The sequence below is a fragment of the Curtobacterium sp. MCLR17_055 genome, from assembly GCF_003234305.1.
In the GTDB taxonomy this organism is placed as follows: Bacteria; Actinomycetota; Actinomycetes; order Actinomycetales; family Microbacteriaceae; genus Curtobacterium; species Curtobacterium flaccumfaciens.
This window is the reverse complement of record NZ_QKSX01000005.1, coordinates 1-15,316: the sequence shown is the minus strand read 5'-3', so window position 1 is coordinate 15,316 and position 15,316 is coordinate 1. Positions and strand designations below refer to the sequence as shown.

The 15,316-nt window shown below is 71.5% G+C and carries 13 protein-coding genes; 6 read left to right on the top strand and 7 right to left on the bottom strand.

Annotated features, from left to right (window positions below; translation table 11 throughout):
• Positions 1-27 precede the first annotated feature (27 nt).
• From DEJ09_RS05650 to DEJ09_RS05630, 5 genes are all read right to left on the bottom strand, one after another.
• On the bottom strand, positions 28-1,860 hold the full coding sequence (locus tag DEJ09_RS05650) for a thioredoxin domain-containing protein (RefSeq protein ID WP_111087869.1): 1,833 nt from the start codon (positions 1,858-1,860) through the stop codon (positions 28-30).
• A gap of 91 nt (positions 1,861-1,951) precedes the next feature.
• Positions 1,952-2,482: an AAA family ATPase gene (locus DEJ09_RS05645; RefSeq protein WP_111087868.1), complete on the bottom strand. Its 531-nt coding sequence runs from the start codon at positions 2,480-2,482 to the stop codon at positions 1,952-1,954.
• Between the two features lie 4 nt (positions 2,483-2,486).
• Entirely contained in the window at positions 2,487-3,554 is a 1,068-nt protein-coding gene (locus tag DEJ09_RS05640) for an NAD(P)-dependent oxidoreductase (protein ID WP_111087867.1), read from the bottom strand.
• A 96-nt stretch (positions 3,555-3,650) separates the two neighbouring features.
• Positions 3,651-4,511 (bottom strand): sulfurtransferase, encoded by an 861-nt coding sequence (locus DEJ09_RS05635; protein WP_171907880.1) that lies wholly within the window; start codon positions 4,509-4,511, stop codon positions 3,651-3,653.
• A 211-nt stretch (positions 4,512-4,722) separates the two neighbouring features.
• Positions 4,723-6,264, bottom strand: a complete 1,542-nt coding sequence (locus DEJ09_RS05630; RefSeq protein ID WP_027466052.1) for an MFS transporter — start codon at positions 6,262-6,264, stop codon at positions 4,723-4,725.
• A gap of 171 nt (positions 6,265-6,435) precedes the next feature.
• Here DEJ09_RS05630 and DEJ09_RS05625 point away from each other — a divergent pair, with 171 nt between their 5' ends.
• Positions 6,436-7,098 carry a TetR/AcrR family transcriptional regulator gene (locus DEJ09_RS05625; RefSeq protein WP_035808760.1) on the top strand — a complete coding sequence of 221 codons (663 nt, stop codon included), beginning with the start codon at positions 6,436-6,438 and terminating at the stop codon, positions 7,096-7,098.
• A gap of 127 nt (positions 7,099-7,225) precedes the next feature.
• Here the strand turns inward: DEJ09_RS05625 and DEJ09_RS05620 are convergent, their stop codons facing one another.
• Positions 7,226-8,857: a dolichyl-phosphate-mannose--protein mannosyltransferase gene (locus DEJ09_RS05620; RefSeq protein ID WP_111087866.1), complete on the bottom strand. Its 1,632-nt coding sequence runs from the start codon at positions 8,855-8,857 to the stop codon at positions 7,226-7,228.
• Positions 8,858-8,999: 142 nt separating this feature from the next.
• On the opposite strand from DEJ09_RS05620, the gene rsmI reads away from it, so the two are divergent.
• From rsmI to rsmA, 4 genes are all read left to right on the top strand, one after another.
• A complete protein-coding gene (rsmI, locus tag DEJ09_RS05615) occupies positions 9,000-9,821 on the top strand; it encodes a 16S rRNA (cytidine(1402)-2'-O)-methyltransferase (protein ID WP_071406528.1) in 822 nt (273 codons plus the stop codon).
• Positions 9,822-9,955: 134 nt separating this feature from the next.
• Positions 9,956-11,524 carry a methionine--tRNA ligase gene (metG, locus tag DEJ09_RS05610; RefSeq protein WP_111087971.1) on the top strand — a complete coding sequence of 523 codons (1,569 nt, stop codon included), beginning with the start codon at positions 9,956-9,958 and terminating at the stop codon, positions 11,522-11,524.
• On the top strand, positions 11,521-12,453 hold the full coding sequence (locus DEJ09_RS05605) for a TatD family hydrolase (RefSeq protein ID WP_071406527.1): 933 nt from the start codon (positions 11,521-11,523) through the stop codon (positions 12,451-12,453). The genes metG and DEJ09_RS05605 overlap by 4 nt, the downstream gene beginning before the upstream one ends.
• Before the next feature lie 2 nt (positions 12,454-12,455).
• On the top strand, positions 12,456-13,307 hold the full coding sequence (gene rsmA / locus DEJ09_RS05600) for a 16S rRNA (adenine(1518)-N(6)/adenine(1519)-N(6))-dimethyltransferase RsmA (RefSeq protein WP_111087865.1): 852 nt from the start codon (positions 12,456-12,458) through the stop codon (positions 13,305-13,307).
• 152 nt (positions 13,308-13,459) lie between these two features.
• Here the strand turns inward: rsmA and DEJ09_RS05595 are convergent, their stop codons facing one another.
• A complete protein-coding gene (locus DEJ09_RS05595) occupies positions 13,460-14,200 on the bottom strand; it encodes an SDR family oxidoreductase (protein WP_111087864.1) in 741 nt (246 codons plus the stop codon).
• 101 nt (positions 14,201-14,301) lie between these two features.
• On the opposite strand from DEJ09_RS05595, the gene DEJ09_RS05590 reads away from it, so the two are divergent.
• Positions 14,302-15,144, top strand: coding sequence for a helix-turn-helix transcriptional regulator (locus DEJ09_RS05590; protein ID WP_111087863.1), 843 nt, complete (start codon positions 14,302-14,304; stop codon positions 15,142-15,144).
• Positions 15,145-15,316 lie beyond the last annotated feature (172 nt).

Below are 15,316 nucleotides of genomic sequence, written 5' to 3'. Positions count from 1 at the left end.
ATACAGGCGCGCCGGGCGGGAGGCGCGTCAGGCGATCTGCCGGGACAGGGCGTCCGCCGACCGGGACGGCAGTTCGCACACCCGGTCGTGGCAGACGTACGCGGCAGGGTCGAGCACGTCGCGTCCCTCGAACACCGAGAACCCCGCCTCGGCCCAGTCGCGTGCCTGCTCCGGCGTCGTGGTGGCGACGACCGTACCGGGGCGCCGACCACGGTGTGCCACGGCCCGCATCGGGTCGTCGGTGCCGCTCGTGACGACGACGATCTCGCGCGACGGCCGTTGCAGGGCGAGGGCGACACCGAGGGCATCCGCGTGACCGAGGGGTCGCTCGGTCCCGGTGCGGGCGCGGTCGGCGATGAGTCGCGCCGCGGCGACCCGCAGTGCCTCGTCGCCCGTCAGTGCCCCGAGCGTCGCGGCGGCCGACGCCAGCGCCACGGTGCCGGACCGCATCGCCGTCTGCGGCTGTTCCCCTGTGGCCGTCCCCGCTGCGGCCAGCACCGGGTCGACGTCGAAGCGCTCGGCCAGGCCGTCGTCGACGAGCGAGCGTGCGACAGTCGCGTAGGAGACCTCGCCCGTCACCAGGGCCAGTTCGAGCAGCCCTTCGGCGAGCAGTCCGACGTCCTCGACGGTGGCCGGTGCGGAGGACGCCCCGCGCGGTGTGCTGGACCGCACCGTCACGTGGCCGTCCTGCACGTGGGCGGCGAGGACCGCGTCGGCCGCTCCCCGCGATAGCGCGACGAGTTCCGGGTCGCCGTGCCGTGCGCCGGCGATCGCGAGCCCCCGGATCGCCAGGCCGTTCCAGCCCGTGAGCACCTGGTCGTCCAGTGGTGGCGGGTCGAGCTGGGCGCGCTCGGCGATCGGTCGGCGGTACCACTCGCCCTCGACCCGACGGCCGTCGATGGTCGACTCGCTGTCCTGCGCGGCGACGAAGGCCCCGTCGGCACGGCGCAGGGTGTCCCGGAGGAAGTCGGCGATGCCTCGGGCCTGCTCGGCACCCGCGACCGCGAGCAGCCCCGCGTTGTCGTAGAGCATCCGTTCGTAGTGCGGCACGCTCCAGTCGCGCTTGGTGGCGTACCGGAAGACGCCGCCGTCGGCGTCGGTCAGCTCGGACGCGCGGATCGCGTGCAACGACCGGTCGAGCAACCCGTCGGCCTCGGCGTCGCCGTCGGCCGCCGCGTCGGCGAGGAACTCGAGCAGCGGTGTGCTCGGGAACTTCGGCGCGCCGCCGAAACCACCGTAGGTGGTGTCCTCTGCCTGGGACAGCTGGTCCGTGACGGCCCGGATGGCATCGACGGACGGGAGGCCCGGGTCGGCTCCGATACCGCCCTCGCCCGAGGGGGTGGCAGCGTCCGCCACGGCGCCTTGCCGGATCGCCGTCGCGATGGCCGACGCGTTCGCGTCGACCTCGTGCCGACGCTCGGTCCAGGCGTCGAGCACCGCGGCCAGGATCTGCCGGAACGCCGGGACCTGCCCGACGGGAGTGGGTGGGAAGTACGTCCCCGCGAAGAAGACGTGGCCGTCGGGCGTCAGGAACGTCGTCAGCGGCCAGCCGAGCTGCTGCGTGAACGCACTCGCAGAGGCCATCAGGCTCGCGTCGACGTCCGGCCGTTCTTCGCGGTCGACCTTCACCGACACGAAGTCCCGCCGGAGCAGCTCGCCGATCTCCGGGTCGTCGAAGCTCTCGCGCGCCATCACGTGGCACCAGTGGCACGTGGCGTACCCGACCGACACCAGCACCGGGACCCCGCGCTCGCGCGCTTCGGCGAACGCCTCGGGACCCCACTCGCGCCAGTCGACAGGGTTGTCGGCGTGCAGACGCAGGTAGGGGCTGACCGAGGTGCCGAGGCGGTTGTCGTTCATGGCTCCAGCGTGCCCGCAGCCGACTGGGCGGACCACCGCCCGGGGACAACTGTGGACGGAACGCCCACTCTGCACAGGTCGTGCGGGGAGATCAGCGCTCGAGCCAGCCCGTGATCGACGCGAGCCGTGCGGCCACCTGGGCGGGGCTCTGGCCGTCGGTGTCCACCCGGGTGACCGTGTCCGTGGTGGCCGAGTCGAGCCTCCCGGCCGTCCGCGTGCTGTGCGCGAGCTGCGCCTGCGGGACCGGGCCACCCGCTCGTCGTGCGAGCCGGTCGGCAGCCGCGCCGTCGGATGCGCGGAGCAGGACGACGCGCACCAGCGGATCGTCGCCCATCGCCGCAGCGAGGCGCTCGTGCTCGAGCACGGACACGGTGTTCGTGTAGACGAGCCGGTGGTGCCCGATCGCCCGGTAGCCGGCCCAGATCGCGTCGAGGTTCCGCTCGGCCAGGTGGGCCTCGGGGTGTTCGACGTGCGGTGCCGGGTGCGCGAGGTCGAGCAGGTCGCCCTCGATCACCGCGTGCCGGACGTCCGCCGCGACGAGCAGGTCGTGCAGTGCCTCGGCGGCGGTGGACTTGCCCACGCCGGAACGTCCGCCGATGAACAGGACCTCGGACCGGGGCACCGTGTCAGCCCAGGTTGAGGGAGAGGAGTGCGAGTGCGGCGTCCTCGGGACCGTAGTCGAACATGTGCTCCCAGAACGGGTCGTCGGCCCACGGGACATCGCCGTCGGCGGGCGTCGCGTGGGCGGTCTCGACCAGCCAATCGAGTTCGGGGGCGACGGCGGTCGCGAACTCCGGTGGTTCCCATCCGAGGGCGCGTGCCGCCGTGGTGTCGAGGACGAACGGCGGTCGTGACGACCACGGCGTGCCACCCACGAACGCGGGTGCGTCCTCGTCGAGCAGGACCTCGTCGAACCGGTGGTCCAGGTGTCCGCCGATCGTGCGGACGATCTCGAGCGCGGTCGGGGCCGAGGCATCCGCGACGTTGAGGATCCGGCGGTCCGGCGCGTCCGCGACGAGTCGGACGAGCGAACCGATGCCGCTCGCCGCCGTCGTGTGGTCCACACCGCGGCCGTGGTCGGCGAGCAGGATGCACTCCCGGCCGTCGAGCACACGGCGGACGACGAACCACTCCCGCGGGCGGCCGATGCCGACGCCGTACACCTTCGACGGGCGGAGCACCGTGACCGGGGCACCGTGGTCGAGCAGGACCTGCTCGGCCGCCACCTTCGCGGCGCCGTAGCCGTCACGGCTCGTCGGGTCGCCGTCCCCGGCGGTGACGGTGGGCTGGATCTCGGTGACCGCGCCGCCGAACACCGGCTTGTCGAGCGAGTTCGCGTGCCGCCCCTGCTCGTCGGCGTACACCGACCTGGACGAGACGAAGACCGTCGAGCCGACGTCGTCGAGGAACGGCAGGAGCTGCTGGGCGTCGTCGCGGGTCAGGCCGACGGTGTCGACGAGCAGGTCGGCTCCGGGGCGGAGCAGGTCGCGCAGGACGGACCGGTCGCGGCGGTCACCGGGCGTGAACGTGGCGCCGGAAGCGGTCAGCGCGTCCGCTGCGGGGCCGCCTCGGCGTGCGAGGACGTCCACCTGCCAGTCGTCGCCGCCCCTGCCCGAGGCGTCGAGGAGCTCACGAGCGACGGCCGAGCCGATGCCGCCGGTGCCGCCGAGGATGACCGCGCGTCTGGTGCTCATGGTGCAACGGTAGTGCGGCGCGGCACGGCCGACGGTCCTCGGCTGTCGGTGCTCGGCCGTCGGCCGGGCGCGGCCGTCGTTCCGCGATCGGTTCCGTCAGGAGGCGAGCTGCTCGTGCCGCCACCAGTCGGCCAGCGAACCGTCGTAGACCTTCACCCGGTCGTGTCCGAGCACCGTCAGGGCGAGGGCGTCGACGCACGCGGCGCTGCCCACCCCGCAGTACGTGACGATCTCGTCGGCACCGATCACCGCGGCGAAGGCCCGCTCGAGTTCGGCACCGCGCAGGTACGCGTTCGTCTCGGGGTCCACCAGGGTGTCCGCCGTGATCGGGGTGCTGCCCGGCACGATCGGCGGGTGGTCGTCACCGAGGGCCGCCCAGGGCGCGGCGAACACCAGGGATGCCGGCTCTTCGCCGGAGACCGCACGGGTGACCCGATCGTGGTCGGCCCAGAGCGCACGTTCTTCGCCGGCCAGGAACGCACCGGCATCGGGGTCGGACGGCGTCGCGCGAGTGTGGAGCGCGCCCACGCGGACCGGGCGGCCCTCGTCGCGCCACTTCGTGAAGCCACCGTCGAGCACCGCGACCGAGTCGAAGCCGAACGAACGGAAGATCCACCACAGGCGTGCCGACCACTCGCCGACGCTGTCGTCGTAGACCACCACGGTCGAGGTGTTCGTCACGCCGAGCTGTGCCGCGGCGACCTCGAAGCGCTCGGCGCCGGGGCGGGTGAACGGGACGTCGGCGTCGGCGGCGGAGAAGTCGTCGATCAGGTCGGCGAAGCGGGCGCCGGGCACGTGGCCGCGCTGCTCGTGGGCGTCCCGCCCGGGGAGCCAGCTCGTGTCGAACCCGGCCCCGACGGTGTGCACCGAGGCGTCGAGCACGACGAGCTCGTCAGCACCGAGGTGGTCTGCGAGCCACTGCGTCGACACGAGTGGTGAGGTCAGGACGGGGGCCATGTCGCACACCATAATCCGCACCCCTGACGTGGGCCAGGGACGTGGACACACGGCGCAACCGCAGGCACCGAGTGCGTGCGCATCGATCGACGATGCACGCGTCGTTCGACAGGTGGATCGTCGTGGAACGGGTGTCGCCGCCCCCCCCACGCACGACGGCCCGCCCCGGCAGAACCGGAACGGGCCGAAGACGCGCAGCGAACCGCCAGCGTCAGTGCGCCGCGGCGGGGATGCTCCCGGTCGTGGCGGACCCGGCACGCGCGAGCCGCTCGACCCGCACCGATTGCCGGTTGATGAGCAGTCCGCCGGCCAGGGCGACGAGCACGAGCACGCCGGCCGAGATGCCGAACGCCACGTGGTACCCGTCGAGCGTCGCCTGGGCCTGCTGCAGCTTGGTCGGGGCGGCGGTCAGCCCGGACAGGCTGTTCGACACGACGTCCGCGAAGATCGTCGACAGCAGCGCCGTACCGATCGAGCCACCGATCTGCTGCATGGTGTTGACCGTCGCCGAGGCGACACCGGCATCGGCCCGGGCGACCCCGGTCGTGGCGGTGTTCATCGCGGACGAGAAGATCGTGCCCATGCCGAGACCGATGACGATCAGCGCCGGCAGGACGGTGCCCGCGTAGGAGCTGTCCAGGTCGGTGCGGAGCAGCAGGAGGAGCCCGGTCGCTGCGACCAGGCCGCCGGCGAAGATGAGCACCTTCGGCCCGACGCGCGGCAGCAGCCGGCCACCGATCTGCGTCGCCGAGATCATGATCGACAGCGGCATCGGCAGGAACGCGAGACCGGTCTGCAGCGAGCTGAACCCGAGGGTCTGCTCCAGGTAGTAGGTCAGGAACAAGAAGATGCCGAACATGCCGATCGCGACGAGGCCGATCGCGATGAACGAGCCGCCGCGGTCACGGTCGAGGACGACGCGCAGGGGCAGCAGTGGGTGGGCGACGCGGGTCTCGATGAACACGAACGCGGCGATCAGCACGACACCGCCGGCGAGCATGGCGATCGTGACGGGGGAGTCCCAACCGTTCGTCTCGGCGTTCGAGAAGCCGTAGACGACGCCGACCAGCCCGAGCGTGATGGTGATGACGCCGAGCACGTCGATGCGCGGACGCTCGACCTTCGGCGGCTTCTCCATGAAGACGAGGGCACCGATCACGCCGAGCACGGCGAAGACGACGTTGACGTAGAGGCACCAGCGCCACGAGGCGTACTCGGTCAGCACGCCGCCGAGCAGCAGGCCGATGGCCGCACCCGAGCCGGCGATGGACCCGAAGATGCCGAACGCGCGACCGCGTTCCTTGGGATCGCGGAACGTGGTGGTCAGCATGCCGAGCGCGGACGGGGCGAGCAGCGCGCCGAAGACACCCTGCAGTGCGCGGGCCGCGACGAGCAGGCCGAACGAGTCGGCGAGGCCACCGAGCACCGAGGCGACGGCGAATCCGACGAGCCCGATGATGAAGGTGTTCTTGCGCCCGAACAGGTCGCCGAGGCGACCGCCGAGCAGCAGCAGCGAACCGAAGGCCAGCGAGTACGCGGTGACGATCCACTGTCGCTGGTCGGTGCCGAAGTCCAGGTCGGCCTGGGCCGAGGGCAGGGCGATGTTCACGATGGTCGCGTCGAGCACGACCATCAGCTGTGCGAGGGCGATGACCGCCAGGGCGATCCAACGGTGGTTGCTCTTGGCGGGGGTGGTGCCCGGAGTCGTGGGTGCTGTCCCGGTGGGGGTCGGCACGGTGTGTTCTGCCGTCACGGCAGCCTCCTTCGAGAAGGTTGGAGGGTGGGGTGGAGGTGCGCGCCGTCGGGCACTCCCGAGATGTGGTGGTGACGAAACCGGATGCGAGGCATCCGTTTGTGGCCAGTGTAGACCGAAACGGAAGGAGGGCATCCACTTGTTCCCAGAAAGTGCAACTACGGTCGGATCGTGAGCACCACCGACTCCGTGTCCGACCTCGAGCGACCGCTGCGCGCCGACGCTGCGCGCAACCGCGAGCTGATCCTGCAGACGGCGCGCAAGTGCTTCGCCGAGCGCGGGCTCTCCGTCACGTTGAACGACATCGCGCACGAGGCCGGCGTCGGGGTCGGCACCGTCTACCGACGGTTCGCCGACAAGGACTCCCTGATCGAGGCGCTGCTCGCCACCAAGTTCGAGGCCATGAACGACGCCGCAGCGCGCGCCGCGGACGTGTCCGACCCGCGCGAGGCGCTCCGGGTGTACCTGATGGGCGTCTTCGCGTTCCGTGCACGCGACCGAGCCCTCGCCGACGCCATCGTCCGTGCCGGCAAGGCCCGTCCGTCCATCGTGCAGGAGCGCGACCGGCTCGAACGCCAGGTTGCCGCGATCATCGGCCGTGCCGAGACCGCCGGCGTCGTCCGCCCCGGCTTCGACTACCGGGACCTGCCGATGCTCACCGCGATGGTCGGTGCGGTCGCCGACGCCACCCGCGAGCACGACCCGGACGCCTGGCGCCGCTACGCGGAACTCCTGATCCAGGGCGTCCTGCCGGGCACGGACGACACCGCGCCGATGCTCGGCGACCCGCTGGACCGCGAGTCGATCGAGCGCGCGCTGCACGCGCAGTCCTGACCACGGACGCAGGGGAGGCCCGTGGCGGCGCCGCCACGGGCCTCCAGTCCGGCTGTGGTCGCCACCAGAGCGCCCAGCGCGACGAGCGCGGCGAGCGCGGCGAGCCCGGCCGGCCCTGCCGGACCGGCTACAGCCAGCTGGGGATCCAGTAGTGCGACCGGACGAAGTCCCACGGCACCTGCATCGCCGTCCACATCGGGTACCAGTAGACCGAGGCCAGCACGACGACGCCCAGGTACACGCCGACCCACAGGATCGCCCGTGACCGGCGTGACCGTTCGTCGCTCCGCCTGCCGAGCACCAACCCGATCGCGGCGGCCAGTGCCATCACCATGTAGGGCTCGAAGGCGATCGTGTAGAACTGGAACACCGTCCGGTCGACGTACATCAGCCAGGGCAGGTACCCCGCCGCGACGCCGAGCAGGACGAAGCCGTACTCCCACTTCCGGCGCAGGATCCAGAGCACGAGCAGCGCCACCGTGGCGATGACCGAGGCGTACCAGATGAACGGGTTCGCGATGCCGGTGATCGCCTCGCCGCAGCGGTTCGCCCAGCAGCCGTCCTGTCCGGCGTCCGTGCCGACGTAGAACATCGACGTGGGGCGCTGCATCACGAGCCAGAGCAGCGGGTTCGCCTGGTACGAGTGCGGGGTGTGCAGCCCGATGTTGAAGGCGTAGATCTCCGACTGGTAGTGCCACCAGTTCTGCAGGCTGTCCGGCACCCAGGCGAGCAGCCCGGTCCAGCGGTCGCCGCCCGAGGACAGCCAGTTGCGGTCCCATCCGTCCTTCGAGACGAACCAGCCGGTCCACGACGCCACGTAGGTCACCGCGGCGATCGGCACGGTCAGCAGGAACGACACCGGTGCCTGCTGCAGCAGCGCGCTCGACGACCAGAACTCCACCCCGGCGCGGCGGCGCATCATCATGTCGCTCAGCACGGAGTACACCGCGAAGAACGCCAGGAAGTACATCCCCGACCACTTCGTCGCCGCCGCCAGCCCGAGTGCCAGGCCCATCGCGAACAACCACGGTCGCCACCAGAACACCGGCCCCCACAGGGTGGTCCGGCCCGCGGCGGCGCGGGCGGCGACCCACTCGTCGAGCCGCCGTTGGCTCTGCCGGCGGTCGAGCAGCAGCGCCCCGAAGCCGAGGATGACGAAGAAGGTCAGGATGCCGTCGAGGAGCGTCACCCGCGACATCACGATCGCCTGCCCGTCGATCGCGAGCAGGAAGCCGGCGAGCGTGCCGATCATCGTCGAACGGAACAGCGACCGGGCGATCACGGCGGTGAGGAACACCGTCGCGATGCCGAGCACGGCCACCGTGAAGCGCCAGCCGAACGAGTTGTCCGCCCCGAACAGCAGCATCCCGAGGCCGATGAGGTACTTGCCGAGCGGCGGGTGCGCGATGAACTCCGCGGCGCTCGTGAAGACGTCCGTCTCACCGCGGACGAACCGGTCGTCGGTCGTCGGGGCGCCGTCCCCGCTCGGGTTCGCGGGCCAGGTGCCCTCGTACCCGAGGTGCACGATCGACCAGCCGTCCTTGACGTAGTACGTCTCGTCGAACACGAGCGAGTGCGGGGTGCCGAGGTTCACCAGCCGCAGCACGGCGGCGAGGAGCGTCACCGCGAGCGGACCCGTCCACCGCCACACGGCGACGCGCTGCGACGTGGAGAGCACCCGGCCCCACCAGTCGTCCAGGCGCGAGCCGACCGGCCCGTCGGGCACGGCCGTGCGGTCGTCCTTCAGCTCGCTGGTCATCGCTGAGCATCCTACGGATCGACCACATGTCCCCGCTGCGACGGGCGTGCACGCGCCGCGGGGCGCGCCGGTCGACCCGGGTGTCGCCGTGGCGCGGCCGCTCCGGGCCACGCCGGCGTCGCGGTGCGGGGACAATGGGTGCGTGATCGTCCTCGCAGCAACGCCCATCGGCAACCTCGGGGACGCCTCGCGCCGTCTCGTCGAGACCCTCTCCAACGCCACGGTCGTCGCGGCGGAGGACACCAGGACCGCCATCCACCTGATGCGCGCTCTCGGCATCGAGAACCGTCCGCGGCTCATCGCCCTGCACGAGCACAACGAGCGGGCGAAGGCGTCCGAGGTCGTCGAGCTCGCCCGCGACGAGGACGTCGTGGTCCTGACCGACGCCGGCATGCCCGCGATCAGCGACCCCGGCTTCCCCCTCGTCGAGGCCGCCGCGGCCGCCGGGGTCACCGTCACCGCCCTGCCCGGGCCGTCGGCCGTGCTCATGGCGCTCGCCGTGTCCGGGCTGCCCACCGACCGCTTCACGTTCGAGGGGTTCCCGACCCGCAAGGCCGGGGAGCGCCGTCGGGCGTTCCAGGCGCTGGCGGGGGAGCAGCGGACGATGGTGTTCTTCGAGTCGCCGCACCGGCTGGCCGAGACCCTGGCGGACATGGCCGTCGGGTTCGGCGGCGACCGACGCGCCGCGGTCTGCCGTGAGCTCACGAAGCTGTACGAAGAGGTCCGCCGTGGGCCGCTGGACGAACTCGTCGCGTGGGCGTCCGAGGGTGTCCGGGGTGAGATCTGCATCGTCGTCGCCGGCGCCGCGGAGGCCACCGAAGAAGCCACGCTCGACGACGGCGTGCGCCTGGTGCTCGAGCGGGTGGCCGCCGGCATGCGCATGAAGGAGGCCGCCGCGGCGGTCGCGGACGCGACCGGGCTGTCGAAGCGGGACCTCTACGAAGGGGCGCTCGCGGCGCGCTGAGCGGGGCTCGTCACGTTCGCATCCGCCGGTCTGGAGGCGCGGGGCGGGCCCGTCACGGGCCTCCAGGACCCGGTTCTCCACAGTCCACCGCCGCACGCGTCATCAGGGTTCGGTGCGCCCGTAGGATGGTCCGCATGTCCGCCGGGTCCTCGTTCAGCATCACCACGCCGATCTTCTACGTGAACGACGTGCCCCACATCGGGCACGCCTACACCGAGGTCGCCGCGGACTTCCTAGCGCGCTGGCACCGGCAGCGCGGTGACGACACCTGGCTGCTCACCGGCACCGACGAGCACGGGCAGAAGATCCTGCGCACCGCCTCGGCGAACGACGTCTCGCCCAAGGAATGGGCCGACCGGCTGGTCAACGACGCCTGGAAGCCACTGCTCGACACGGTCGACGTCGCGAACGACGACTTCATCCGCACCACCGACGAGCGGCACGAGCGCGGCGTGACGGCGTTCCTGCAGAAGCTCTACGACGACGGCTTCATCTACGCCGGCGAGTTCGAGGGCTTCTACTGCGTGGGCTGCGAGGAGTACAAGCAGCCGAGCGACCTGGTCGCCGGCACCGGTGCGTACGAGGGTCAGCAGGTCTGCGCGATCCACTCGATCCCGGTCGAGGTGCTGGCCGAGCGCAACTACTTCTTCCGGATGTCCGACTTCGAGCAGCGCCTGCTCGACCTGTACGAGTCGAACCCGCTGTTCATCCAGCCCGAGAGCGTCCGCAACGAGATCATCTCGTTCGTCAAGCAGGGGCTCCGCGACCTGTCGATCTCGCGCTCCAGCTTCGACTGGGGCATCAAGATCCCCTGGGACAGCGACCACGTGCTGTACGTGTGGTTCGACGCCCTGCTCAACTACGTCACGGCGCTCGGCTACGGCACCGACGACGACGAGGCCTTCAAGCGCCTCTGGCCGAGCGTCCACATCGTCGGCAAGGACATCGCCCGCTTCCACGCCGTCATCTGGCCGGCGATGCTCATGGCCGCCGGGCTGCCGGTGCCGGAGCGCGTCTTCGGCCACGGCTGGCTGCTCGTCGGCGGCGAGAAGATGTCCAAGTCGAAGCTGACCGGCATCGCGCCGTCGGAGATCACCGACACGTTCGGGTCCGACGCCTTCCGCTACTACTTCCTGCGCGCCATCACCTTCGGGCAGGACGGCAACTTCAGCTGGGAAGACATCTCGGCGCGCTACCAGGCCGAGCTCGCGAACGGCTACGGCAACCTGGCGTCGCGCCTGGTCGCCATGCTGCAGAAGTACTGCGACGGCGAGGTCCCGGAGCGCGGTGCGCTGACCGAGTCCGACCAGGCGATCGACGCCCTGGCCGTCTCGGTCACCGAGCGTGCCGACGCCGCCATCGCCGCCTTCGCCCCGCACGAGGCGATCGCGAGCGTGTGGGAGCTCGTCGACGCCCTGAACGGCTACATCACCGAGCAGGCGCCCTGGGCCCTGGCGAAGGACGACGCCAACCGCGAGCGCCTCGGCACGGTCCTGACCACCGCGCTCCGCGGCCTCGGCACCGTCACCGTCCTGCTGTCCCCGGTCATGCCGAAGGCGACCGAGAAGCTCTGGGCCTCGATCGGTGCCGGCGGGTCCGTCGCCGAGCAGCGGGTCGACCGCGCGTTCGAGTGGCAGGGTGCGTCGCACGTGGTGCCGCTCGAGAGCGGGCTGTTCCCCCGGATCGAGCAGGTCTCCGCGTGACCGACGCCGAGTCGCACGTCCGGTCCCGCGGTGACGGGGCGTCCGGTGGCTCGAAGCGCGACCTGACGTACCCGCCGCTGCCGCAGGCGCTCGTCGTGCCGGTGTACGACAACCACACCCACATGGAGATCGCCGACGGTGTCGGCGACGGGGGTGACGGTCCGCTCGAGTACCGCGAGCACCTCGACCGTGCCTCGAGCGTCGGCGTGCGCGGTGTCGTGCAGGTCGGCACCGACCTCGCCACCTCGGAGTGGTCCGCGTCGATCGCCGCCCGGGAGCCCCGGGTCCTCGCGGCCGTCGCGCTGCACCCGAACGAAGCGCCCGTGCTGCAGGAACAGGGGCTGCTCGACGAGCACCTCGCCGGCATCGAACGGCTCGCCGCGCTGCCGCGGGTCCGGGCGATCGGTGAGACCGGCCTCGACTTCTTCCGCACCGGCGAGGACGGCCGTGACGCCCAGGTCCGTTCGTTCGAGGAGCACATCCGCATCGCGAAGGAGCACGACCTCGCGCTGACGATCCACGACCGCGACGCGCACGACGCCGTGGTCGAGGTCCTCGACCGCGTGGGCGCGCCGGAGCGCACCGTCTTCCACTGCTTCTCCGGCGGGCCGGACCTCGCCCGGCTCTGCGCCGAGCGCGGCTGGTACATGTCGTTCGCCGGCACCGTGACGTTCAAGAACGCCGCCGTGCTGCGTGAGGCCCTGGTCGTCGCCCCGCGGCACCTGATCATGATCGAGACCGACGCACCGTTCCTGACGCCCACCCCGTTCCGTGGCCGCCCGAACGCGCCGTACCTCATCCCGCTCACCCTGCGGTCGATGGCGGAGACGCTCGGCACGGACGCCTCGATGCTCGCGGCCCAGATCGCCTCGAACACCGAGCTCGTCTACGGCGCGTGGGACGCCGAGCCCGTGACGGTGGACGAGTAGTCGTGGGCGCACTGCTCGGCCCGGCGGAGATCCGGGAGCTCGCGGCCGAACTCGACGTCACCCCGACGAAGAAGCTCGGCCAGAACTTCGTGCACGACGCCAACACCGTGCGGCGGATCGTGTCGGTCGCCGGTGTGACCCCGTCGGCACGGGTGCTCGAGATCGGGCCGGGGCTCGGGTCGTTGACGCTCGGGCTCACCGAGACCGGCGCCCCCGTCACCGCGGTCGAGATCGACAAGCGCCTGGCCGCCAAGCTCCCGTCGACGGTGTCGTCGATGCAGCCGGACGCCAGGCTGACGGTCGTGCAGCAGGACGCCATGACCGTCGCCGCCACGGACCTCGACGTCGAGCCGACGCACCTCGTCGCGAACCTGCCGTACAACATCTCCGTGCCGGTGCTGCTGCACCTGCTCGCGACCTTCCCGTCGATCGAGCGGTCGCTCGTCATGGTGCAGGCCGAGGTCGGGTACCGGCTCGCCGCGGGCCCCGGCAGCAAGGTCTACGGTTCGCCGAGCGTCAAGGCCGCCTGGTACGGGTCGTGGAGCACCGCCGGGTTGGTGAGCCGTCAGGTCTTCTGGCCGGTGCCGAACGTCGACAGTGTCCTGGTGGCGTTCGACCGGCACGAGCCCCCGGGTGACGAACTCCTGCGGTCGCGGGTGTTCACGCTGGTGGACGCGGCGTTCCAGCAGCGGCGCAAGATGCTGCGGCAGAGCCTGTCCGGGGTGCTCGGTGGCAGTGCGCACGCGTCCGAGGTCCTGACGGCGGCGGGCATCGACCCGACCGCCCGCGGTGAGGCGATCGGTGTGGACGACTTCGTGCGGCTCGGGCGGACGGTCCTGGCGGCCGCGGAGTAGCTCGTTCCTCGCCCGGCGAAGGGTGCGCAGCTGGCGCGTCGCCTGCGGGCCAGCTGACCGCGATGGTGCGAGGTTCCGTGTTCCGTGCGAGCCGAAGTGCCTCGCACGGAACACGGAACCTCGCACCGTGCGAACGCCGGCCGTCGCCCGGGTCAGTGCTCGCGGGACGCCATCATCTCGAGGATCTGCTGGTGGTTGCCGTTCCGCTCGGCGAAGCGCAGCGGGTGCACGTTCTGCACCAGGATCTCCGGGGCAGCGCCGGACTCGATGAGCGCCATGACCTCGTCGGCGAAGGCGTCGAGCGGCATCCCACCGAAGTCGGCGCCGCCCATCAGGTCGGTCATGACGGCCGGCGGGGCGAGCTCGAGCACCTCGAGCGACGACCCCACGAGCTGCTGACGGAGGGCCTGCGTGTAGGCGTGCACACCGGCCTTCGTCGCGCTGTACGTCGGTGATGCGGTGAGCGGGACGAACGCGAGACCGGAGGTGACGGTCATCAGGGTGGCCGAGGGCTGGGCGAGCAGGTGCGGCAGGAACGCGTCGATGAGGCGGATCGTGCCGACCAGGTTCGTCTGGACGAGCTCGAGGGCGTCGTGGATGTGCTCGGGGTCGCGGAGGTCCTCGTCGCGCATGATCCCGGACATGGTGATCAGGGCATCGAGCGACGGGTACGCCTCGAGCACCGAGGTGGCGGCGGCTTCGATGGACGCCGCGTCGGCGACGTCGATCTGCACGGTGCCGAAGCCGTGCTCGGTAGCGAGGGAGTCGAGGAGCGCCTGGCGACGGCCGCCGATGACGACGGTGCTGCCGGCGGCCTGCAGGCGCTGGGCGAGCGCGAGACCGATGCCCGAGGTCGCGCCGGGGATGAAGACGGTGGAGTTCGTGATGTCCATGACCACCACGATGCTCCGTGGACAGGGACGCAACCAGAGCGCGGTCATCGGGGGATCGGCGATCCCTGGCACCCGGGCCGGAAGCGGACGACAATCGACCCATGGACCGTGCCGCGCTCGCCGACTTCCTCCGCCGTCGCCGTGAGCTGCTGCGCCCCGAGGACGTCGGTCTCGGGCAGGGGCCACGACGCCGGACCCCGGGGCTCCGCCGTGAAGAGGTCGCTGCCCTCGCCGGCATGTCCGTCGACTACTACACGCGACTCGAGCAGCAGCGCGGACCGCAGCCGTCCGAGCAGATGATCGCCGCGATCGCCCGGGCCCTGCGGTGCAGCCTCGACGAGCGCGACCACCTGTTCCACCTGTCCGGGCAGAACGCCCCGACCCGGATGCACCGCGCCGACCACGTCGACCCGGCGATCCTGCGGGTTCTGGACCGGCTCGAGGACACCCCGGCGATCGTCGTCAGTCACCTGGGCGAGACCCTGGTCGAGAACCGGCTCGCGGCGGCGCTCCTCACCAGCTCGGTCGGCTTGCCGGGCAACCGCCGGTACCAGGCGTGGCGGTGGTTCGTGACGGGTGAGGAGCTCACGAAGTACGCACCCGAGCAGCACGAGCGGCTGGGTCGGGTGGTGGTCGCGTCGCTCCGGGCGGCCGTCGGGCTCGCGGGTCCGGGTGACCGCCGGGCGACGGAACTCATCGCCGAGCTGCAGACGCGCAGTGGCGAGTTCCGCGACCTCTGGGCCAAGCACGAGGTGGCCACGCGCTGGTCGGACAACAAGACCATCGTGCAGCCGGAGCTCGGCCGCATCACCGTCGACTGCCAGGTGCTGCACACCGACGACCAGGCGCAGGCCCTGTTGCTCTTCACCGCGCCTCCAGGATCAGAGGACGCGCAGAAGCTCGAGCTCCTCGGCGTCGTCGGACAGCAGACCTTCGCCGGCTGACGCGGCGCACGGTGCGGGTTCGCTCGGCTCGTGCGAGGTTGGTCGACCCCGCACGGTGCGAGGTTGATGAGCCCGTGCATCGTTGACCGCTCGGTGCCGCCCTACAGTCCGTCACCGAGCGACCAACCTCGCACCGACCGGACAAGCGCGCACCGTGCGACCCGCCCGCCCC

What these genes read in the sequence shown, in the direction of transcription:
- DEJ09_RS05650 (WP_111087869.1), bottom strand. Translation starts at nt 1,860, where the DNA reads ATGAACGACAACCGCCTCGGCACCTCGGTCAGCCCCTACCTGCGTCTG.
- DEJ09_RS05640 (WP_111087867.1), bottom strand. Translation starts at nt 3,554, where the DNA reads ATGAGCACCAGACGCGCGGTCATCCTCGGCGGCACCGGCGGCATCGGC.
- DEJ09_RS05635 (WP_171907880.1), bottom strand. Translation starts at nt 4,511, where the DNA reads ATGGCCCCCGTCCTGACCTCACCACTCGTGTCGACGCAGTGGCTCGCA.
- DEJ09_RS05620 (WP_111087866.1), bottom strand. Translation starts at nt 8,857, where the DNA reads ATGACCAGCGAGCTGAAGGACGACCGCACGGCCGTGCCCGACGGGCCG.
- metG (WP_111087971.1), top strand. Translation starts at nt 9,956, where the DNA reads ATGTCCGCCGGGTCCTCGTTCAGCATCACCACGCCGATCTTCTACGTG.
- DEJ09_RS05595 (WP_111087864.1), bottom strand. Translation starts at nt 14,200, where the DNA reads ATGGACATCACGAACTCCACCGTCTTCATCCCCGGCGCGACCTCGGGC.
- DEJ09_RS05590 (WP_111087863.1), top strand. Translation starts at nt 14,302, where the DNA reads ATGGACCGTGCCGCGCTCGCCGACTTCCTCCGCCGTCGCCGTGAGCTG.